The 20,471-nt window shown below is 66.1% G+C and carries 15 protein-coding genes and 1 pseudogene; 9 read left to right on the top strand and 7 right to left on the bottom strand.

Annotated features, from left to right (window positions below):
- Positions 1-12: 12 nt before the first annotated feature.
- On the top strand, positions 13-990 hold the full coding sequence (locus XI09_RS14910; protein ID WP_271567495.1) for an NAD(P)-dependent oxidoreductase: 978 nt from the start codon (positions 13-15) through the stop codon (positions 988-990).
- 100 nt (positions 991-1,090) lie between these two features.
- On the opposite strand, the gene XI09_RS14905 is transcribed toward XI09_RS14910, so the two are convergent.
- The gene (locus tag XI09_RS14905) at positions 1,091-2,257 is read right to left on the bottom strand and encodes an ABC transporter substrate-binding protein (RefSeq protein ID WP_271567494.1); all 1,167 of its coding nucleotides are present in this window, start codon (positions 2,255-2,257) and stop codon (positions 1,091-1,093) included.
- A 326-nt stretch (positions 2,258-2,583) separates the two neighbouring features.
- Here XI09_RS14905 and XI09_RS14900 point away from each other — a divergent pair, with 326 nt between their 5' ends.
- From XI09_RS14900 to XI09_RS14890, 3 genes are all read left to right on the top strand, one after another.
- A complete protein-coding gene (locus tag XI09_RS14900; protein ID WP_271567493.1) occupies positions 2,584-4,974 on the top strand; it encodes a bifunctional diguanylate cyclase/phosphodiesterase in 2,391 nt (796 codons plus the stop codon).
- A 276-nt stretch (positions 4,975-5,250) separates the two neighbouring features.
- Positions 5,251-6,549: an MFS transporter gene (locus XI09_RS14895; RefSeq protein WP_271567492.1), complete on the top strand. Its 1,299-nt coding sequence runs from the start codon at positions 5,251-5,253 to the stop codon at positions 6,547-6,549.
- A gap of 156 nt (positions 6,550-6,705) precedes the next feature.
- Positions 6,706-9,291: an EAL domain-containing protein gene (locus tag XI09_RS14890; RefSeq protein WP_271567491.1), complete on the top strand. Its 2,586-nt coding sequence runs from the start codon at positions 6,706-6,708 to the stop codon at positions 9,289-9,291.
- Between the two features lie 232 nt (positions 9,292-9,523).
- Here XI09_RS14890 and XI09_RS14885 read toward each other — a convergent pair whose 3' ends face one another.
- From XI09_RS14885 to XI09_RS14870, 4 genes are all read right to left on the bottom strand, one after another.
- Positions 9,524-9,727 carry a hypothetical protein gene (locus XI09_RS14885; protein WP_271567514.1) on the bottom strand — a complete coding sequence of 68 codons (204 nt, stop codon included), beginning with the start codon at positions 9,725-9,727 and terminating at the stop codon, positions 9,524-9,526.
- Positions 9,728-9,729: 2 nt separating this feature from the next.
- Positions 9,730-10,089, bottom strand: coding sequence for a hypothetical protein (locus XI09_RS14880; RefSeq protein ID WP_271567490.1), 360 nt, complete (start codon positions 10,087-10,089; stop codon positions 9,730-9,732).
- Positions 10,090-10,265: 176 nt separating this feature from the next.
- Positions 10,266-10,664, bottom strand: a complete 399-nt coding sequence (locus XI09_RS14875) for a hypothetical protein (protein ID WP_271567489.1) — start codon at positions 10,662-10,664, stop codon at positions 10,266-10,268.
- Positions 10,664-10,858 carry a hypothetical protein gene (locus tag XI09_RS14870; protein WP_271567488.1) on the bottom strand — a complete coding sequence of 65 codons (195 nt, stop codon included), beginning with the start codon at positions 10,856-10,858 and terminating at the stop codon, positions 10,664-10,666. The genes XI09_RS14875 and XI09_RS14870 overlap by 1 nt, the downstream gene beginning before the upstream one ends.
- A 147-nt stretch (positions 10,859-11,005) precedes the next feature.
- On the opposite strand from XI09_RS14870, the gene XI09_RS14865 reads away from it, so the two are divergent.
- Positions 11,006-13,003, top strand: coding sequence for a BTAD domain-containing putative transcriptional regulator (locus XI09_RS14865; protein WP_271567487.1), 1,998 nt, complete (start codon positions 11,006-11,008; stop codon positions 13,001-13,003).
- Positions 13,004-13,006: 3 nt separating this feature from the next.
- Here the strand turns inward: XI09_RS14865 and XI09_RS14860 are convergent, their stop codons facing one another.
- Positions 13,007-13,498, bottom strand: coding sequence for an MAPEG family protein (locus XI09_RS14860; protein WP_271567486.1), 492 nt, complete (start codon positions 13,496-13,498; stop codon positions 13,007-13,009).
- Positions 13,499-13,559: 61 nt separating this feature from the next.
- On the opposite strand from XI09_RS14860, the pseudogene XI09_RS46190 reads away from it, so the two are divergent.
- Positions 13,560-13,712 (top strand): annotated as a pseudogene (locus tag XI09_RS46190) (EAL domain-containing protein); the annotation flags it as partial.
- A gap of 205 nt (positions 13,713-13,917) precedes the next feature.
- Positions 13,918-14,874 (top strand): ABC transporter substrate-binding protein, encoded by a 957-nt coding sequence (locus XI09_RS14850; RefSeq protein WP_271567484.1) that lies wholly within the window; start codon positions 13,918-13,920, stop codon positions 14,872-14,874.
- A gap of 35 nt (positions 14,875-14,909) precedes the next feature.
- On the opposite strand, the gene XI09_RS14845 is transcribed toward XI09_RS14850, so the two are convergent.
- Complete coding sequence (locus XI09_RS14845) at positions 14,910-15,521, bottom strand: TetR/AcrR family transcriptional regulator (RefSeq protein WP_271567483.1); 612 nt, start codon at positions 15,519-15,521, stop codon at positions 14,910-14,912.
- A gap of 133 nt (positions 15,522-15,654) precedes the next feature.
- Between XI09_RS14845 and XI09_RS14840 the strand changes: the two genes are divergently transcribed.
- On the top strand, positions 15,655-16,887 hold the full coding sequence (locus XI09_RS14840) for a cytochrome P450 (protein WP_271567482.1): 1,233 nt from the start codon (positions 15,655-15,657) through the stop codon (positions 16,885-16,887).
- Positions 16,888-17,032: 145 nt separating this feature from the next.
- The coding region (locus XI09_RS14835) for an AsmA family protein (RefSeq protein WP_271567481.1) at positions 17,033-20,471 on the top strand (3,439 nt) is incomplete at its 3' end.

The following is a 20,471-nucleotide window of genomic DNA, read 5'->3' as shown; positions in this document are numbered from 1 at the left end:
AGGAGTCTTGCCGTGAAAGTCCTGCTCGCCCACACGCCGGAGATGCGGCGGAATTACTACGGCGATCGCAGCCTGAACGGCCTGCGCGCGGCCGCCGAGGTGATCCTGCACGAGGGCGATCAGCCGCTCGATGCGGCCGGCCTCGTCCGCGCGGCCAGGGACGTTGACATCATCGTCGCCGATCGCATGACCGAGGGACGCGGCGAGATCTTTCCGCAATTGCCGCATCTGCGCGCCTTCGTCCGCTGCGCCGTGGACATCCGCAACGTCGACGTCGATGCGGCCTCGAAGGCGGGTGTGCTCGTGACCCGCGCCGGCCCCGGCTTCGTGCAGGCGGTGGCCGAGCTCGCGCTCGGCTTCATGGTCGATCTCTCCCGCGGCGTGTCGCGGACGACGGCCGACTATCAGGCCGGACGCAAACCCGAGGCGCGGATGGGCCGCCAACTCGCCGGCAGCAGGATCGGCATCATCGGCTATGGCAGTATCGGGCGCCATCTCGCCGAGATCGCAAAGGTGCTGCGCATGGAGGTGCTGGTCTCCGATCCCTTTGCGACAGTCGGCGACAGCGCCATCAGGCAGGTCGGTCTCGACGAGCTCCTCGCCGCATCCGACTATGTCGTCTGCCTTGCGATCGCCAACGCAGAGACCGAGAACCTGATCGGGGAGGCGGCGCTGGCGCGCATGCAGAGGCATGCCGTCTTCATCAATCTGTCGCGTGGCAATCTCGTCGACGAGGCGGCGCTGGCATGCGCGCTGCGCGAGAACCGCATCGCCGGTGCGGCAATGGATGTCGGCCGCGCGCCCGACCAGAGACCGACGCCGGAGCTGGCCAAGCTGCCCAACGTCATCGCCACCCCGCATGTCGGCGGGCTGACGCCGCAGGCGATCGAGTATCAGTCGCTGGAGACGGTGCGGCAGGTCGAGGCCATCGTCGGGGGCGAGGTCCCGCAAGGCGCCGTCAACGCGGAGCGCTGGACGCGGCGGCCTTGACGCTGCGGGGCCAACGCAAGTCATGTAGTCGCCGTGCGCACTGAAGCTTCCGCGTCGTCATGGCCGAGCTTGACCCGGGCATGACGACCTCCTGCTGCAGCTACAGCCGGTCCACCGCCCTGAACGTCCCGTCCTTCTGGATCACGGTCAGGAACACCTTCGGCGGGGCGTCGATCATCTGCATGCCGACGGTGACGACGCTGCCGCTGATGTCGAAGCGGCCGACGTCGTTGATGGCGCGCAGGAGGCTCGCGCGCGTCGGTTTCGGCCCCGCCTTTTCCAGTGCCGCGGCGGCGAGGCGGCCGGAGAGATAGCCTTCGAGCGACACGAAGTCCGGCGTCAGCGTCGGGTCGAACGCCGTCTGCGCCGCCTGGTAATCGGCGACGAGCTTGAGCGAGCGATCCCAGGGAAACGGCACCACCTGCGAGACGATGACGCCTTCGCCGTCGGGGCCGAGCTCCTTGGCGAGCGCATTGGCGCCGACGAAGGAGATGTTGACGAAGGTCGGCGAGGCGCCGCTGCGGTGCGCGAGCTTGATGAACTCGGCGCAGGGACCGTAGGTCCCGACCATGACGATGGCCTCGGGGTCGGCGCGCTTGATCATCCGCCAGGCCGAGGCGACGGCGCGGGTGTTGCGCTCGAAGGTGCCTTCGGCGGCGAGCTCGAGGCCGCGTTTGGCAAGCGCGCGCTTCACGCCGACGAGTCCGTCGCGGCCGAAGGAATCATCCTGGTAGAAGATGCCGATGCGGGTGAACCGGCGGTCCTCGGTGAGGTGCTTGATCCATGCCTCGGCCTCCGCGCCGTAGCTCGCGCGGATGTTGACGACGTTCGGAAGCTCGAGGTCGCGCAGGAATTCGGCGCCGGTGAACGGACCGATGAAGGGGACGTTCCTGGCGCTGGTGATCGGTATCGTCGCGATCGCGGTCGGCGTGCCCACCGCGCCGATCAGCGCGAACACCTGGTCGTCCTCGATCAGCCGCAGCGTCTGCGCCACCGAACGATCGGGGTCGTAGCCGTCGTCGCGGCTGATGAGCTGGAGCTTGCGGCCATGGACGCCGCCCTTGCCGTTGATCTCGTTGAACGCCGCGACGATGCCTTGGCGCATGCGCTGCCCGAGCGCGGAGGAGGGGCCTTCGAGCGCGGCCGCCTGACCGAACAGGATCGCATCGTCGCTGACGCCGACCTCGTCGCCTTTCGCGGGCAGCATTGCCGCGGTCAGCAATGCGATGGTCAAGGCGACGTATGTCGCGGATCGCGATCGTGTCATGTGGGTGCTTGTCGGATGCAGGACGCGTTGCGGGAACGATAGTTCTGCGTGCTGAACAGGTCGCTAACCGGCGCCGCGCCGACGATCCGTAAGACTCCGGGTAAAACCGGCAAGTTACTGCCAGTCTGCTGCAAACTTGCAGGTCGATTGTTAACTAAGCCGCGCAATCCCGGACGACCGGGTTCCGAAATTTTGCAGTTCTTAACCCCGATCCTGGTCCGATAGTGGTTCCGGCGGCTCAACCAGAAGTTCGAGCCGCCGCGCCGATGGGGGACTTGCGGATCAAGATGGGCGGTCGCGATCAGAACGATCAGGATCGGAAACGGATGACCGGATGGTGGCGTGCCGCGCCGCTGCTCGGGCTCTATCGCCCTGCGCTGGTCGCGGTTGCCGTCGGCCTGCTGTTCTCGATCGCGGGCGCGGCCGCCGTTGCGCGGTGGGAAAACCGCGTCAACAAGCTCGAGTTCGAGAACGCGGCCGAAACCGAAGCGATCGTCATGCAGAACGGCATGAGCGAGTATATCAGCAGGCTCGTCGCGCTGCGCACGCTGTTCGAATCGACCAACGAGGAAATCACCCGCAGCGAATTCGAGACCTTCAGCACCCGCCTGTTCGAGCGCCATCCCGGCATGCTGCGCATCGCCTGGCCGCCGCGCGTCAACCGCAGGGAGCGCGCCGAATACGAGGCCGCCGCGATCGCGGACGGCGTGTCCGGCTATCGCATCAAGTCGCTCCAGGGTGATGCCTTCGCGGTCGCGCCGCAGAGCGACGAATATTTCCCGGTGTTCTACTCGACCCAGCCCAAGACCTCGCAGGTCTACGGCATGGATTATGCGACCGTCCCGGAACGTCGTGCGGTCCTGGAGCGGGCGCGCGACAACGATCGGATCGCGGCCCTCCGCACCCGCCTGTTCGAACCCAAGGAAGGCAACCGGCTGCCCGACGTCCTCGTGGCCATTCCCGTCTACGCCAAAGGGACGTCGCGCGAGACGGTCACAGACCGGCGCCGCAATCTGGCCGGCTTCGTCGTCGGCGTCTTCGACCTGCCGATGCTGGTCCAGTCCATTCGCGTGACCACCGGCGCAAGCCCCGCGGTCAGCGTCAACGTCTATCCGCCCTTCACGGGACAGATCGTCAGCCTCGAACAAATCCTGCCGGATTATTCGTCGGCCGCCACGGCGCCGCAGTCGATGCGGGACGTCGCGCGGGCCCTGCACTGGTCGGGCAGTCTCAAGATCGGCGACACCGACTGGCAGGTGCGCGCCATGCCGACGGCCGGCGGCGCGCTGGAGACGTCCTACGATCGCGCGGCCGCGGTCCTCATCGTCGGCATGCTGCTCACGCTGTCGCTGTCGACCTATCTCATGCTGGCAAGCCGCAATTCGCGGCGGCTGTCGCTGGCGAACCGTCGGGTGCTCGAGCTCGCCCAGACCGACATCCTGACCGGCCTGCCGAACCGCGCCTTCTTCCTCGCCCGGCTCGACGATCTCAACGGCCAGCTCAACGACAGCGGTTCGACCTTCTCGATCCTGATGCTCGATCTCGACCGCTTCAAGAACGTCAACGACTCCCTCGGTCACGGCGCCGGCGATGCGCTGCTGCGCCAGGTGGCGCAGCGGCTGAAATCCGCGCTGCGCGCCACCGACGTGCTGGCGCGGCTCGGCGGCGACGAGTTCGCCATCATCCAGGAGGGCTGCGAGGACCAGCGGGTCTGCTCCACCGAGCTGGCGGGACGGATCGCCAAGCTCGTGGCCGAACCGTTCCTGCTGCCCGGACATCGCGTCGAGATCGGCACCAGCATCGGCATTGCGATCGCGCCGGATCATGGCAGCGACCAGGAGCAGTTGCTGAAAAAGGCCGACCTTGCGCTCTACCGCTCGAAGTCGGCGGGCCGCAACTGCTTCACCATCTACGACGAGGCGATGTCGGCCGAGCTCGAGGCGCGCAGCACGCTGGAAGGTGACCTGCGCGACGCCATCGCGCGCTGCCAGCTCGAGGTGCATTACCAGCCGTTCGTCGATGCGGCCAGCGGCCAGCGGCGCGGCTTCGAGGCGCTGGTGCGCTGGCGGCATCCGGTGCGCGGATTGATCCCGCCGGACCAGTTCATTCCGCTTGCCGAGGAGACCGGGCTGATCGTTCCGCTCGGCGAATTCGTGCTGCGGCGGGCCTGCGCGGACGCGGCCGGCTGGCCCTCCGACCTCGCGGTCGCGGTGAATCTGTCGCCGATCCAGTTCAAGGAGGCCGAGCTGTTCGAGATGATCTGCGCGGCGCTCGCCGATTCCGGCCTGCCACCGCAGCGGCTGGAGATCGAGATCACGGAATCGGTCCTGCTGGAACGCGGCGTCGAGAACCTCGCATTCATGGAGCGGCTGAAGCACCTCGGCATCGAGCTCGCGCTCGACGATTTCGGCACCGGCTATTCGTCGCTCAGCTATCTGACCACGTTTCCGTTCGACAAGATCAAGATCGACAAGACGTTCATCCGCAACCTCACGCATCAGCCGCGCAGCTCCGCCATCATCGCCTCGATCGTGACGCTGGCGCGCGGGCTGGACATGTCGGTCACCGCCGAGGGTGTCGAGACATGCGAGGAGTTCGAGCGGCTGCAGGCGCTCGGCGTCAATTTCGCGCAAGGCTATCTGTTCGGGCGTCCGCAGCCGGTCGACCAGATCGCATTCGACGGGTCCGTCCGGCCTTCGCAGCTCGACGCCGCCTGAGGGCTCGCCTCGTCCTTCGAGACGACCGCTTCGCGGTCTCCTCAGGATGAGGCTAAGCGGCATCGGTGCCTGTTGAAACTGCTGCCGCACACTCCGTCCTCGTCCTGAGGAGCCCGCCTAAAGCGGGCGTCTCGAAGGATGGGCCGCAAGAAATCCTCCAGCCTGCGTTTCTCTCGAATGCGATTGCGGTGCACCCGACGGGCCCCCGCGAAAAGCGCTTGACCCAGGCATCCCCGGATGGTCCGTAGGATCGTCTAGGGGGGAAATAAGCACAACATGCGGCTTCCGTTCTTCTACGGCTGGGTCGTGGTCGCGGTGACCTTTGTGACCATGGCCATCGGCGTCAACGCGCGCACCGCGTTCTCGCTGTTCTTTCCGCCGATCATCTCCGAGTTCGGCTGGGAGCGCGGCGTCACCGCAGGCGCCTTCTCCTTCGGCTTCGTGGTGTCGGGCGTGGTCAGCCCGCTGATCGGCCGCCTGATGGACCGCGCCGGTCCACGCGCGGTGATGGAGCTCGGCGTCGCGCTGATGGGCGGCGGGCTGCTGCTCGCTCCGCTCACCAGCCAACCCTGGCATCTCTACGTGACCATCGGCGTCATGGTCGGCGCCGGCAGCGTCTGTCTCGGCTATTCCGGCCAGTCGCTGTTCCTGCCGAACTGGTTCATCCGCAAGCGCGGCTTCGCCATCGGCATCGCCTTTGCCGGCGTCGGCATCGGCTCGGTGACGCTGCTGCCATGGGTGCAGCACATGATCGAACAGAGCGGCTGGCGCACGGCCTGCACCGCGATGGGCCTGCTCATCCTGATCGTGCTGGCGCCGATCAACCTGTTCCTGCACAAGCGCCCCGAGGAGATCGGCCTTCAGCCGGATGGCGATGCCGCGCCGGTCGCCGGCGCCGCAAAGCCGGTCTCCAACATCGTCGATCCCGTCTGGGTCGGCACCGAGTGGACACTCAAGCGCGCCGTCGGGACGGCGCGGTTCTGGTGGATCGCGGTCGGCTATTTCTCCGGCCTGTACATCTGGTACGCGGTGCAGGTGCACCAGACCGAGTTCCTGCTCGATATCGGCTTCAGCCCCGGTGTCGCGGTGTGGGCGCTCGGCATCGTCAGCCTGCTCGGCATTCCCGGCCAGATCGTGCTGGGCCATGTTTCCGACCGCATTGGACGGGAATGGGTCTGGGCCATCAGCTGCGCAGGTTTTGCGATCTGTTTCGCGGCGCTGATGGCGCTGAAGTACCAGCCTTCGCTCTGGCTCGTCTATCTCATGGTGTTCGCGCAAGGTGCGCTCGGCTACGGCCTCACCTCGATCATGGGCGCGGTGGTGTTCGAGATCTTCCAGGGCAAGCACCAGGGCAGCATCTTCGGCACGATCATGCTGGCGGCCCTGGCCGGCGGCGCGGCTGGTCCCTGGCTCACGGGTCTTCTCCATGATCGCACGGGTGATTACACGCTCGCCTTCGCCATCGCCATCGTCGTGAGCGCCTTGTCGGCGCTGTCGGTATGGCGGGCATCGCCCGGCAAGGTGCGGGCCGTGGCCGGCCGGCTGCACAAGCTCCAGGGCGGACGCGCGGAGTAGGTTCCACACGCATCGGATTACCTTCGTCTCTTTCGCGGACCGTTAAGCATGCCGCGTCTTGGCGGGACGCGACGGGACTGCAAGAACGTCTTGGACACCATCGGAGCGTTAGCCTCGACCGGTTGCCGCTTCTTCCCGATGACTCCGGGTCCAACGATGTCTGCCTCCGATTGTCTTGTGACAGAAACTCCGGAACTGCTGCTGGCTGCGCTCGAACGCGCCGACGATGGCGTCGTCATCGTCGATGACGCGCGGCGCATCACGCACTTCAACACCGCCGCGGAACGGATCTGGCAGCTCGCGCGGGCCGAGGTGCTCGGTCGCGACGCCGGCGTTCTCACCCTCAAATGCCTCCAGGCCGGCGCGGTCACGGATTTCCGCGACGAGCTCAGCCTCGTGCGGCGGGACGGCAGCCGCATCAAGGCGGCCATCACGCTGTCCTCCGCGACCATCGATGGCGCGGTCCATCACATCCTGTTCGCACGCGACGTCACCGCGGAGGCCGAACGCCGTGCGCGGATCGGGCTTCTCCACGCCGTCTCCGACCAGACCAACCGTGTGGTGATCGTGACCGACACCGAGCAGAACATCGTCTACGTCAATTCGGCGTTCACGGCGCTGTTCAGCTATGCCAGCGAGGAGGCCGAAGGGCGCCGCGCGGGCGAGCTCATCGCCGGCCGCCACACCGATCGCAAGGCCGTCGCCAGACTCGTCAAGCGCCTGATGCATGGCGGGCGCGGCGGCGATGCCGAGCTGCTCGCCTACGACAAGGACGGCGAGGAGATCTGGGTCTGCGCCCGGATCGATGCCTTCCGCGACAAGAAGGGCCGGGTCAAGCATATCTTCGCGCTGCTAGAGGACATCACCGAGACCAAGCAGCTGCGCTCGCTCCAGCAGCTCATCATGAGCGCGCTGGCCGACGAGGTTCCGATCGCCGAGATCGCCGATCGGCTGTGTCGCCGCGTCGAGGAGATTGCGCCCGACGTGGTCTGCTCGCTGCTTCACGTCGATGCCGCGGGCCTGATCCACCCGCTCGGCGGTCCCAGCCTGCCCGAGGACTATTCCCGCGCATTGGACGGCGTTGCGATCGGCCCCGATGTCGGCTCCTGCGGAACGGCTGCCTACTATGGCGAGCCGGTTCTGGCTGAAGATCTCGACACCGATCCGCGCTGGCAGCCCTACAAGGCGATGCCGCTCGGGATTGGCCTGCGCGCCTGCTGGTCGACCCCGGTCAAGGCCAAGGACGGAAGGGTCATCGCCACCTTCGCCTTCTACTACCGGGAACCGCGCGCGCCGAGCAACTGGCACCGGCGCATCGTCGATGCCTGCGTCAACCTCGGCGCGTTTGCGATCGAGCGCAAGGAGGCGCGCGCGGAGATCGCGCGGCTTGCCTATCACGACATCCTCACCGGCCTGCCCAACCGCGCGCAGCTGCGGCACCTGATCTCGGCCGCGATCGACGCCTGTCCGACCGGCAGCCACGTCGCGCTGGCCTTCCTAGACGTCGACCATTTCAAGGACGTCAACGATACGCTCGGTCACGCCGCCGGCGACGAGCTCCTGATCCAGCTCGCGCAGCGCCTGCGTGAGCAGATCGGGCCCGAGGACATCCTGGGCCGGCTCGGCGGCGATGAATTCGTCGTGCTGCTGCCCCGTCGCGACGCCGAGAGTGCCGGGCGTGTCGCGACCGGGATCACCGAGGCGCTGGCTGCGCCGTTACGGCTCGGATCCAGGCAGATGCAGATGTCGGCCAGCATCGGCATCAGCCTCTATCCCGATCATGCCACCGACATCGACACGCTGATGCAGCAGGCCGACGCCGCCATGTACATGGCCAAGCAGGCGGGACGTTCGACCCATCGGCTGTTCAGTGCCGAGATGAACGGGTTGACCGAGCAACGGCTGGCGCTGATCGCGGCGCTGCGCCGCGCCATCGCGGAGGGCGAGCTCACGCTCAGCTACCAGCCGCAGATCCGCAGTTGCGACGGCGCGATCCATGGCCTCGAGGCGCTGGCGCGCTGGCATGATGCCGAACTCGGCGACGTCTCGCCGGCAAAGTTCATCCCGCTCGCCGAGGAGTGCGGCCTGATCGAGCAGATCGGCCTGTGGTCGGTGCGCGAGGCCTGCCGGCAGATGGCGAGCTGGCGCCGCGCCGGGCTCAACATTCCCTGCGTGTCGGTGAACCTGTCGCCGATCAATTTCCGCAACGTCACGCTGGCGGCGCGGCTGGCCGACATTCTCGCCGAATACGGGCTGCCGCCGGATGCGCTGATGCTGGAAATCACCGAAGGCGCGTTCATGCAGGACAGCATCGCCGCGATCGAGACGATGAACGCGATCCGCGAGCTCGGCGTCGGGCTCTCGGTGGACGATTTCGGCACCGGCTATTCCAGCCTCAGCCGGCTCGCGCACCTGCCGATCCGCGAGCTCAAGATCGACCGCAGTTTCATGCGCGACATCGAGAAGGACGCCGGCGCGCTCGCGATCGCCACCGCCGTGGTGCGCGTGGGGCAGGGCCTCGGCATGACCGTCGTCGCCGAAGGCGTCGAGACCGAGGCGCAGCGCAAATTGCTGGCCGATCTCGGTTGCGACGTCGTGCAGGGCTTCCTCTATGCGCCCGCGCTCCCCCCGGTCGCATTCGAGCGCTGGCTGGTCGAGCACTGCGCCGAGCAGGCGAGGGCGATGCCGGGGCGGCTCGGCGTTACGCCGGTAGATCGCGACGTGGTGAAGCGCTCGGCGTAGAGTTTGGACTCCTCACTAATCGGCCCGCGAAGGCGTGCCATGTCCACTCTGCGAATGGAAGCGGACAGGAGCGGTCGATGACGCTCCCGTCAGGATCCGCCGCGAGACGCTCATCATGACGCCGGCGCCGAACATCCGGAGTCGCGTGACACCCATCGACACCCGCCGAAGACGGGCCGCCGGTGTCAGCGCACGGCGCCGGCGGCGTTCGTGGTTCTCGCCACCGCGATGGTCAAAACAGTCCGGCGCTTAAATCCAGGCCATCGGTCAGCGAGAGCACGAACACGAAAGCGCACGCTCCGGCCAGCAGCAGAGCGTGTTTTGCCACGTCGGCGCGGGTGACCGAGACGGCCGTCCGGGAAATCGCGTTTATGATTGCTGTCACGTCGGCCTCTCGATCTTTCACATCAAATGATGCAGCTTCCGTCGCCGGCACCGTCAGTCGCCCCAGGCTGCGACGACCAGGGAAGGATCACCTTGCGCGGGTGCCGCGCGCGCGATGAGGACGCCGCCAATCACGTGAACGACGCCGAATCCCAGAAGAATGAGGACCATCAGCTGTGTTTCGCTCAATCGTCCCACGTTCTTGCCCCTTCGCTTGTTCAGCATCTGACGAGCGTGCGTTTTCGTCTCCGGCGATGGCGCCGGGTCACAAAGGTTGATTTCGACCCGATCGAATCCAAGATGCGGGGAGCGATGAATGACGTTGATTGCCTCTCGGCGGCGAGATTCGTGTAGTGCAGCAATGATCGTTGATGCCAGGGAGCTCCGAGGTGGCGCGGGGACGTCGGTCTTCATGGCTATTCTCCTGATGCTGCGCGGCATGGCGCAGGTGGGTGCGCGCGCCGGGCCCGCCTGAAACGATTGAGACCTGCATCGAAATCTGCCGCCGCGCTTGCTGGCATGGCCGCTACGGCGGCGTTCGCCCGGTTCGCTTACGTCGATCCCGGCGAGGGTCACGAGACGAACGGCGGTTATTGCCGGTCGCATCCGGCCAGGCTGCGCCTGAGCAGGACCGGCTCCCAGAAGAATCGGGTGGTTTCGGACGTCGCCTCGTGCCGGCAAATCCCGATGTCTCTGAGGTATTCGGGCTTGTGCCTGAGGTCGGCACGCAGCTCCGCCCTGAAGCGGGCGCGCTGGTACCAGGTGACGAACAGCGTGAGGGGCGCCAAACCGCGCAGATGAAAATCCTTTGCGGGGGGAATAGTGTCGGAGATGGGCACTTGGGACTTTGCCCGGGGCGCATTCGCGGCCTCAGGAAATGAGGCGCGACGACCTCTGGGCCTTGTAGCTTCATCCCGATCGTGAATTTGATCGTCCAGACTGGTCAATGCGATCTCCTGTTTGATGGCCGTTGTGAACCCGGAGTCCATCAGTCGCCTCCGAAAAGGAGCGGTGCGACCGGAGGTGCCGAATCCGAAGCCGCCCCGGCACTCGGAGCGGCGAGGGCCGTCAGCGCGGCGTCGATCCCCGCAAGGACCATGAAAAGAACTGCGACCGCTGCGAGGAGGTGACGCGCGCACATGACTGCTTTCTGGATGAAATTGCCGAGCGTCGGTTCACCCATCGGCATCCCGTCGCAATGGGATCAGAACCTGCGGTCGTCTTCGCCGGCGTTATTCAATCGTCATCGGCGCGTTAATAATGTTCGCAAGGGTGGCAATTGCTGTAGAGTGTATACCAAATGGGCGCGTGTGATTGAATCGGAGGCGGAGTGGCCAGAACGACATCTGCAGCGTGCCCAAACTTTAATCTCTCGCTTCTGGGACGTTGCGTACTGACGGGGCCGGATGGCGCCGTCAGCCTGCCGAACAAGAAGCTCGCGGGGTTGCTGGCTTTCCTGGCCTGCATGGCTCCTGATCCGCAGTCACGCGAAAAACTGTCGACCTTGCTGTGGGGATCTCACCTCGATGCGCAAGCGAAGCAAAATCTGCGACAAGCGCTCTTCAAGCTACGTCAAATCCTGGGTCAGGATGCGCTCAAGAGCGATGGCGAACTCGTATCGCTGAATGCCGCTGTGATCGCATGCGATGTGAGCCAGTTTGAGGAGCTTGTCCAAGACGGCAGCCGTGATGCATTGAGTGCAGCGGCGGACCTCTATCGCGGGCGCCTGGCTGATGACATCAGCGTTGGCGAAGAAAGCTGGAGCGAATGGGTCGCCGGCGAACGCGAGCGGTTATCGGAGCTGGCTCTGGGCGCTATGGTGACCCTCGGTGGGCATGAGCTGTCTGAGGGACGTGCGGAGCAAGCCCTGCGAACCGGCCAGCGCGCCAATGCACTCAATAACCTGCGCGAAGATTCGCATCGCTTGATCATGCGCGCTTTGTCCGCAACGGGACGTAACGCCGAGGCGCTCAAATACTATCGGGACGTCGTTGCTTTGCTGAAGCGTGAGCTGAGCACCGAGCCCGATCTGGCAACCAGGTCGCTGGCCGCGGAACTGCGGAGCAATCACGCGCAGAACGTTGCGCCGGCTGCAGGTGAGGTCGCGCCGGAGGCCTCACCCCCGCTCGTCATGCACGGCGAGAAGCCGTCCCTGGTGGTTCTGCCGTTCCGGAACATGAGCGGTGACCCCGAGCAGAACTATTTTGCCGACGGTGTCACCGCGGACATCATCACGGCCTTGTCGCGCTTTCGCGCCCTTGTGGTGATTGCACACGGGTCGAGCTTTGCCCTCCGGGAAAAGGGAATGACCAGCCGGCAAATTGCGCAACAACTCGGTGTCCAATACGTCTTGAGCGGCCAAATACGCAAGGCCGGCAACCGCATTCGCGTGTCGGCCGAGCTGACCCATAGCGGCAGTGAGGCTCAGGTCTGGTCCGATCGCTATGACCGCCCACTGACCGACATCTTTGATCTGCAGGATGACGTCAGCAGCAGCGTCGCTGCGGTCGTCGATCCCGCCGTTCGGAGCGCCGAAATCGAACGAGCACGTCGCAAGCCGGCAACCAATCTTTCTGCGTACGATCTCTACCTGCGTGCCCTTCACCACCTCTGGGGCGGCACCCGAGAGGATATCACCAAGGCGATCGACCTGCTTCGACAGTCTCTCAGCCTTGATGAGACGCGCACGCCGACGCTCGCGGCGCTCGCCTGGGGACTCGTCATGGCTTCGCCGCTTGGCGCACGCACCCCGCCGGACGCCACGACCGAGGCGCTCGGTCTGGCGCGCCGCGCCGTCGAGCAGGACGGCACGGACGCTTTTGCCCATGCGGTCTATGGCTTCACGCTCTTTGGGCCGGCCGGCGACAACGATCAGGGGCGTATTCATGCCAGCGAGGCCGTGAGGCTCAATCCCAGTTCGGCCTTCGCGTGGGGTACGCTCGGAATGATCGATAGCATGGCAGGCGACTACGAGAACGCCGTCGCATGCCTTCAGCGTTCTCTCGTCCTCAGTCCCTACGACAGTATGCTGCATTTGTGGATGACAGGATTGACGGCGTCCTGCTTTGCGCTCGGGCGCCATGAGGATGGCATCGCCTGGGCGCGCAAGTCGGTTCGGCACAATCCGGGCAATGGCACCGGCCATCGTATGTTGGCGGCCAATCTGGTCGCCGCCGGCCGCCAGGAAGAAGCCCGCGAGATCACGCGGCGTCGCGATGCAACGCAAAAGACAACGATCCGCGATCTGCGCGCCATGCGCTTTTTCAAGCAAGACGATGCTCTCGAACGCTACCTTTCGGCCCAGCAGGTTGCCGGTGTGGCCGATTGAGCGTCAAGCGCCGAGTGCAACGAGAAGCGTGCGACCGGTCATGAAGATGAGGATGAGCGAACCGACCGTCCACAGCGTCGCGCGAATTTCGTGGATTTGCCCGGTGAGATAGGCCAGAAAATGCAGCAGGCGTGAAACAACGTAGCCGTAGAGCAGCCACTGCGCGAGCCGCAGCGACGGCTGTGTGAGGATATAGAGCAGGCCCGCGACCAGGAAGTACGGCAAGTTCTCGAGATCGTTCATCTGGATCCGGCGGATCCGCTCGACACGTTCGTTGGGAAGAAGCTGCGCTGGATCTGGCGCAGGATTCATCGGGGTCTTCTTGATATCCTCTGGCGAACGGTAGCCCCCCTTGGCTTGCACCATGCGGATCACGGTCAGCCATGACATCGCCACGGCCTTCAGGATCATCAGGGTGGCGGCAACGACATAGGTGGTAAAAAGGGGATCGTGAAGACTAATTCGGTCCAATTTGGCCCCCTTTGACGTTTCCACGTGACATGCGCGACCGCGTCACGCCACCAAGTCAAGGACGTCACCAGTCCGCGTATAGCCCGGCGCGCTCGCGAACGCCACCGCCGCAGTCCGCGTCGGGCAGGGCCTCGGCATGACCGTCGTCGCCGAAGGCGTCGCGACCGAGGCGCAGCGCAAGATGCTGGCCGATCTCGGCTGCGACGTCGCGCAGGGCTTCCTCCATGCACCCGCGCTCCTCCATTCGGTCCAAAATATCAAGGACGTGCAATCACGAAGGCGAGAACGGACGAGAAGACGGGCTTCCGATCTGACGCGGAAGCACTGCGTTTATCGAGCAGGTGTTGGCACATGGCGGCGGGACGGACTATGCTTCCGTCCACCGACTTTCTGAAGCAACGATCGTTGTCAGGGGGAGATGCCAAGTGAGAAGGCGAGAAGTCGTGTTGGGGGGCACGGCAGCGGCGTTGCTCTTGCGAGGAGCGAACGCCCAGACGCGCGGTGGACTGCCGCCCCGGCTCGGTATTCTCCGCTACGGGGGACAACCGACTGATGCGGCGCTCGGACCTTTCCTCGCTGGTATGAGCGCGCTTGGCTATGTGGAAGGCAAGACGATCATCTACGACTATCGTCACGCCGACAACGACGAGAGCCGGCTTTCCTCTCTTGCGGCCGAACTCGTTGCGACCAAGCCGACCATCATGATGGCTTTCGGAGGCGATATCGCGCCTTACGTGCGGGATGCAGCCAAGAACTTTCCGATCGTATTTTCTGTCAGTGCCGATCCCGTAAAGCTCGGCCTCGTGGCCAGCCTGAGTCGGCCGCAGCGCAATGCGACCGGCGTGACTTTCCTGCACGACGAACTCGGCTCGAAGCGACTGCAGTTCCTGAAGGAAGCGGTGCCGCGTATCTCTCACGTTGCGTTCTTGTGGAATCCCAACCATCTCGACAATGAGCTTGGAGATACCCAGCGGGCCGCGAAATCCTTGGGGGTCGAGCTGCTGTCGCTACCGGTTCGTACAGTCGACGAGCTCTCGCCTGCTCTCGATAGAGCCACGGCTGCTCAAGTCGATTCAATCTACGTCGTCACGTCGACGCTCATGGTCAATCTGATGCCGCGCATCGTCGGCTACGCGGACGAGCGCGCGTTGCCGCTGATCGGCGGCTGGGGCGCTTGGGCCTCTGCGGGTGGACTGATGTCCTACGGTCCCGACGTAGACTTGATGGTGAGGCGCACGGCCGTCTACGTCGATAAGATCTTGAAGGGAGCGCAGCCGTCCGATCTGCCGGTAGAGCAACCGACCAAGTTCCTGCTGACCATCAACTTGAAGGCGGCCAAGGCGCTCAACTTCGCAATCCCCGAGAGTTTTCTGATCGGCGCCGATCAGGTGATTGACTAGATCTGGTCTGCTTCGCTGCTAAGAAGCATATCTATCTAGCCCGCCGCCAACCCCGTCCTCCGCCGCAGATCCGTGATCGCGCGCAGAAAACTGTCCGCCGGCGTCGTCTCAGGATCGATCAGCCGGTGCAGGCGAAAGCCGTCTTCCAGCGCCAGCACGACGGAGGCCATCCAGGGCGGGTTCAGCGTGTTGTTCCGGCCGTTGCCCTTCAACGTCGCCTCGACGATGTCGGCGATCAGCTTGCGCCGCGCGCGCAGGCGCTTGGCGAGTTCGGGACGCCGCTTCTCGGCGCGCGCGACGTAGAGGATCATCTCCATGTGGAGGAGGGGGGAGCGGCCGAGCGGATCCTGCCGGCTGCGGTCCATCGTCCGCAGCGCCGCGATGAAATCGTCGAGATTGTCGTGCTGTGCGAGGATGTCCATGTTGCGCCGGATCGACTGCGCGACATGGTCTTCGAGCATGGCAATGATCAGCTCGTCCTTGCTGTTGAAGTTGGAATAGAACGCGCCGCGGGTGAAGCCTGCCGCCGCTGCGATCGCCTCGATGCTGGCGCCGCCGATGCCGTCTGCCTCGAACACCCGCGCGGCCGCCTCGAACAGCTTGTCGCGCGTATCGTCCCTGGTCGGCCTGGTTCTCACCCTTGACATCGGACCAGTTTAGGGCAGAATGCAACTCGATACAACAATGTATCGAGTTGATAATTCGAACGGGATGGTTACGCCGCGCAAGCAGGGGGCTGCCGGCGTATTCGTGTCATGCGGCAACCGATTTGAGGTCACCATGAACGAGCAAGCGCAACCCGCCGGCGGCGATCCGCTGTTCAATCCGCTGTCGCCAGACTTCATCCGCAATCCCTATCCGCATTACGACCGGCTGCGCGCGATCGATCCGATCCACGTGACGCCGTTCGGCCATTTCGTCGCCAGCCGCCACGCGGATGTCAGCCTCGTGATGCGCGACAAGCGCTTCGGCAAGGATTACGTCGAGCGCTCCAAGCGCCGCTATGGCCCGCAGATCATGGACGAGCCGGTGTTCCGCAGCATGAGCCACTGGATGCTGCAGGCCGATCCGCCCGACCACACCCGCCTGCGCGGCCTCGTCGTGAAGGCCTTCACCGCCCGGCGGGTCGAGGACATGCGGCCGCGGATCCAGGAGATCGTCGACCAGGCCATCGATGCCGTGATCGAGCGCGGCCACATGGACCTGATCGAGGATTTCGCCTTCCGCCTGCCTGTCACCATCATCTGCGACATGCTCGGCATCCCCGAGGATCATCGCGAGGTCTTCTACAAGAGCTCGCGCGACGGCGGGCGGCTGCTCGACCCCGTGCCGCTCACGCCGGAGGAGATCGCGAAGGGCAACGCCGGCAACATGATGGCGCAGATGTATTTCCAGCAGCTGTTCGAGCTGCGCCGCCGCAATCCCGCCGACGACCTCACCACCCAGCTGGTGCAGGCCGAGGAAGACGGCAACAAGCTGACCAACGAGGAGCTGACCGCCAACATCATCCTGTTGTTCGGCGCCGGCCATGAGACCACCGTCAATCTGATCGGCAACGGCCTGCTCGCGCTTCATCGCAACCCGGACCAGCTTGCGCTGCTCAAGGCGCGGCCGGAGCTGATGGTGGGCGCGATCGAGGAGTTCCTGCGCTACGATTCCTCGGTGCAGATGACCGGGCGCGTCACGCTCGAGGACATCGATGATCTCGGCGGCAAGAAAATCCCCAAGGGCGAGACCGTGCTCTGCCTGCTCGGCTCGGCCAACCGCGATCCGGCAGTCTACCCCGATCGCCCCGACCGGCTCGATGTCACCCGTCCCAACGTCAAGCCGCTGTCGTTCGGCGGCGGCATCCACTTCTGCCTGGGGGCCCAATTGGCGCGGATCGAGGCCGAGATCGCCATCGCCACGCTCTTGCGCCGGCTGCCGGATCTGCGCATCGACGACGTCGAGAACCCGGAATGGCGGCCGACCTTCGTGCTGCGCGGCCTGAAGAGCTTGCCGGCGAGCTGGTGAGACGGCGGCACGCGTTAACCTCCGCGCGCAACAGTCGCTGTGACTTCGCCACACTTCCCCCTATATAAGGGGCTGTTCCGGCGCGCCTGAAGCCTTCCAAGGGGCAAGGTTTGGCCCGGGTGCCGATTTGGCCGAGGGGAGACCCGTGCAGACGACGCTGCTCGGATTGGCGATTGCCTTCATCATTGCGCTTCTGGCCGCGCTGATCGGGCCCTACTTCATCGACTGGAACCAGTTCAGGCCCCAGTTCGAGGCGGAGGCAGGCCGGATCATCGGCGTGCCGGTGCGGGTGGCGGGCGAGCTCGACGCCCGGCTGCTGCCGGCGCCGACCCTGCGGCTGCGTTCGGTCACCTTCGGCGGCAACAACGATCTCGGCCGCCTGCGCGCCGACAAGCTCGACGTCGAGTTCAGCCTCTCCTCGCTGATGCGCGGCGAATGGCGCGCCACCGAGTTGACCGTCAATGGCATGGCGGTCGATCTCGGCCTCGACGCCAGGGGGCGGGTCGATTTGCCCTCCACCGCGAGCGGCACCTTCAATCTGGCTTCGCTGGCGATCGAGCGCCTCAATCTCACCGGCCGCATCGCCCTGCACGATGCCGCCAGCCGCGCGACGCTGGAGCTGAGCGACATCGTCTTCTCCGGCGACGTCCGCTCGCTGGCCGGCTCGGTGCGGGGCGACGGCAGTTTCACCGCCTCCGGGGTGCGCTACCCGTTCCGCATCTCCTCCGGCCCGAGCGCCGACGGCAGCGCCACCCGTCTCCACCTCAACATCGATCCCGGCCAGCGCGCCATCCTCGCCGATCTCGAAGGCGTGCTCGCCTTCGACAACCGCCTGCCGAAATTCGACGGCGCGCTGACGCTCGCCGTGCCGGCGGCGAAGAAGGCAGGCGAGGCCGGGCCGACGCCCTGGAAGCTCATCGCAAAACTCAAGGCCGATCCCGCCGGGGCCAAATTCGACCAGATCGACGCAAGCTTTGGTGCCGAGGACAGTGCGTTGAAAGCCGGCGGCGTCGGCGATCTCAGATTCGGCGCCTCGCCGCTGCTGCGTGCGGTGCTGTCGGCGCGCCAGATCGATGCCGACAAGCTGGCCGGCAAGGACGACGCCGAGCCGCTGCGCATCCTGCCGGCGCTGCGCGCCGGCTTTGCCGCAATTCCGCAGGCGCCGATCCCGGCGCAGATCGAGTTCAACTCCGATCAGATCATGCTCGGCGGCCGTCCGCTCCAGAACATCGCGGCGGAGCTCAAGACCGACGGCCGGTCCTGGACCTTCCAGCGGCTCGAGCTGCGCGCGCCCGGCATGACGCAGCTCTCGCTCAACGGCGCGGCGCCCGGCGCCGACAGCTTCAGCGGCCGCCTCAGCGTCGAATCCTCCGATCCCGATACGCTGGTGGCCTGGCTCCAGGGCCGCAGCGAGGTCAACCGCCGCAGCACCCGGCCGCTGCGCCTTGCCGGCGACGTGACGATTGCGGCCAATCATCTCGCCATCGACAGGCTGAAGGCCAACATCGAGGGCGGCGCCGTCGAGGGACGAATTGCTTTCGTCCAGACCGGCGCGAGCAAGGGCTCGCGGATCGATGCCGAGCTCAAGGCCGACCGTCTCGATCTCGACGCCGCCGCGAGTTTTGTCCGCGCGCTCGGCGGGCCGCAAGGCGAATGGCCGGAAGAGGCAAAGCTCTCGCTCGATGTCGGCCGTGCGATCTCCGCCGGCCAGGAGCTGCGGCCGTTCGCGGCGAAGCTCGGCTACAATCCGGCGTCGCTGTCGCTGGAGCAATTGCGGTTCGGCCAGACCAGCGGCGTGACCACCGAGGCGAGCGGCAGCTTCGACCGCACCAAAGCCACCGGCAAGCTCGCGCTGAAATCCTCGGCCAATTCGCTGCGCGAACTCACCGCGCTGATCGAGCCGTTTGCGCCTTCGGTGCGCGCGCGCTTCGATGCCATCGCGCCGCTGCCCGGTGCGACCCGCCTGAAGCTCGATTTGAGCCTCGACAAGAACGCCGAGCATGCCGATCGCAGCGACGCGCGCGCCGTGCTCGATCTCGACGCGCCGCAGCTCAAGGCCACCGCGACGCTGGCCGCACAGACGCCGGTGGCGGCCGTCAGCGGCATCGACATCGACCGCCTGCGCAACAGCGACTTCACGCTCGACTCGAAACTGTCGACCCCGCAGGCCGGCGTATTGCTGGCGCTGCTCGGCCTCGATCGCGCGGTGGCCGCAGGCGAGGGCACCTCGCAGTTCGAAGGCCGGTTAAGCGGTGCCTGGCGCCGTCCGCTGCAATTGAACGCAAAGCTGAGCGGCGGCGGGCTGGACGTGGACGCGCAGGGCAGCGTCGAATTGTCCGCGCCGGAGCCGAAGGCGTCCGTGAGCCTGCGCGTGCGCAACGTCAACCTCGCGCCGCTGTTCGGGACCGGCGCGGCCGACAAGTCGTCGCGGACCGTCAGCCTGTCCTCCCGCGTCTCGCTATCAGGCAATCGCCTGACCTTCGACGATCTCGACAGCAGCGCGGCCGGCTCGCATCTGCGCGGCCATCTGGCGGTGACGCTCGACCAGGAGAAGAGCATCGACGGCGAGGTGGGCCTCGACTCGCTCGATCTTGCGCCCGCGCTCGCGATGGCCATTGGCGCTGCGGGCCACGACGCCGGCGAGCCGCTGAGCGCGGGGCTCCTCGGTGGCTGGCGCGGCCGCATCGCCTTTCAGGCGTTGCGCGGCACGTTGCCGGGCGGCGTCGAGCTGCGTCCCTTCGGCGGGACGATCCGGAGTGACGGCCAGTCGCTCGCGCTCGATGCGCTGAAGGGCGGCGTCGGCGGCGGCGAGATGTCGGCGAGCTTTGACGCGCGCAATGGCGCGAGTGGCGTTGCGCTGAACGCCCGTATCGAGCTCAGCAATGTCGATGCGACCACATTGCGCTACCGCGACCTGGCGCTGCCCAAGGGGCGCGCCTCGGTGCAGATGGCACTGACCAGCCAGGGCCGCAGCGTCGCGGCGTTGACCGGCGCGCTTGCCGGCAACGGCACGGTGACGCTGGACTCTGCGGAAATCAGTGGCCTCAACCCGCGTGCCTTCGAGATCGCCATCCGCGCCAGCGACGGCGGCCAGGTCGCCGATGACAACAGGCTGCGGCAGCTGGTCGAGCCCGCGCTGGCGGCGGGTCCCATTGCGGTCGCCTCGGCGCAGATCCCGTTCACGATCCGCGACGGACGGCTGCGCGTTGGCGCCACGCCGCTGGAGGCCAAGAACGCCCGCGCCATCGTCTCCGGCGGCTACGACATTCCCGCCGACCAGGCCGACATCCGCGCCAGCCTGACGCCGATCATGACCGGGCTCTCCGGTGCACCGCCGGAAATCCAGTTGTTCGCGGCGGGCCCTCCCGACAAGCTCAATCGCACCGTCGATCTTGCGCCGCTGTCCTCGTGGCTCGCGGTGCGCACGATCGATCGCGAGACGCGCCGGTTGGACGCGATCGAGCGCGGCGAGCCGCCGCCGGCGACCGCGGCGCTGCCGACGCTGGTCTCGCCGGACCCTGCGCCGGAGCCGTCGCTGCTCGACGTGCCGATGCCCGGCCGCGATCCGCGCCGCGCGCCGCCGA

This window comes from Bradyrhizobium sp. CCBAU 11386, from assembly GCF_028128955.1.
Taxonomy (GTDB): domain Bacteria; phylum Pseudomonadota; class Alphaproteobacteria; order Rhizobiales; family Xanthobacteraceae; genus Bradyrhizobium.
This window is presented reverse-complemented; position numbering and strand designations above follow the sequence as displayed.

Coding starts and splice junctions, on each gene's coding strand:
- XI09_RS14890 (WP_271567491.1), top strand. CDS start 6,706: ATGTCTGCCTCCGATTGTCTTGTGACAGAAACTCCGGAACTGCTGCTG.
- XI09_RS14900 (WP_271567493.1), top strand. CDS start 2,584: ATGACCGGATGGTGGCGTGCCGCGCCGCTGCTCGGGCTCTATCGCCCT.
- XI09_RS14895 (WP_271567492.1), top strand. CDS start 5,251: ATGCGGCTTCCGTTCTTCTACGGCTGGGTCGTGGTCGCGGTGACCTTT.
- XI09_RS14840 (WP_271567482.1), top strand. CDS start 15,655: ATGAACGAGCAAGCGCAACCCGCCGGCGGCGATCCGCTGTTCAATCCG.
- XI09_RS14875 (WP_271567489.1), bottom strand. CDS start 10,664: ATGGACTCCGGGTTCACAACGGCCATCAAACAGGAGATCGCATTGACC.
- XI09_RS14845 (WP_271567483.1), bottom strand. CDS start 15,521: ATGTCAAGGGTGAGAACCAGGCCGACCAGGGACGATACGCGCGACAAG.
- XI09_RS14870 (WP_271567488.1), bottom strand. CDS start 10,858: ATGGGTGAACCGACGCTCGGCAATTTCATCCAGAAAGCAGTCATGTGC.
- XI09_RS14905 (WP_271567494.1), bottom strand. CDS start 2,257: ATGACACGATCGCGATCCGCGACATACGTCGCCTTGACCATCGCATTG.
- XI09_RS14880 (WP_271567490.1), bottom strand. CDS start 10,089: ATGAAGACCGACGTCCCCGCGCCACCTCGGAGCTCCCTGGCATCAACG.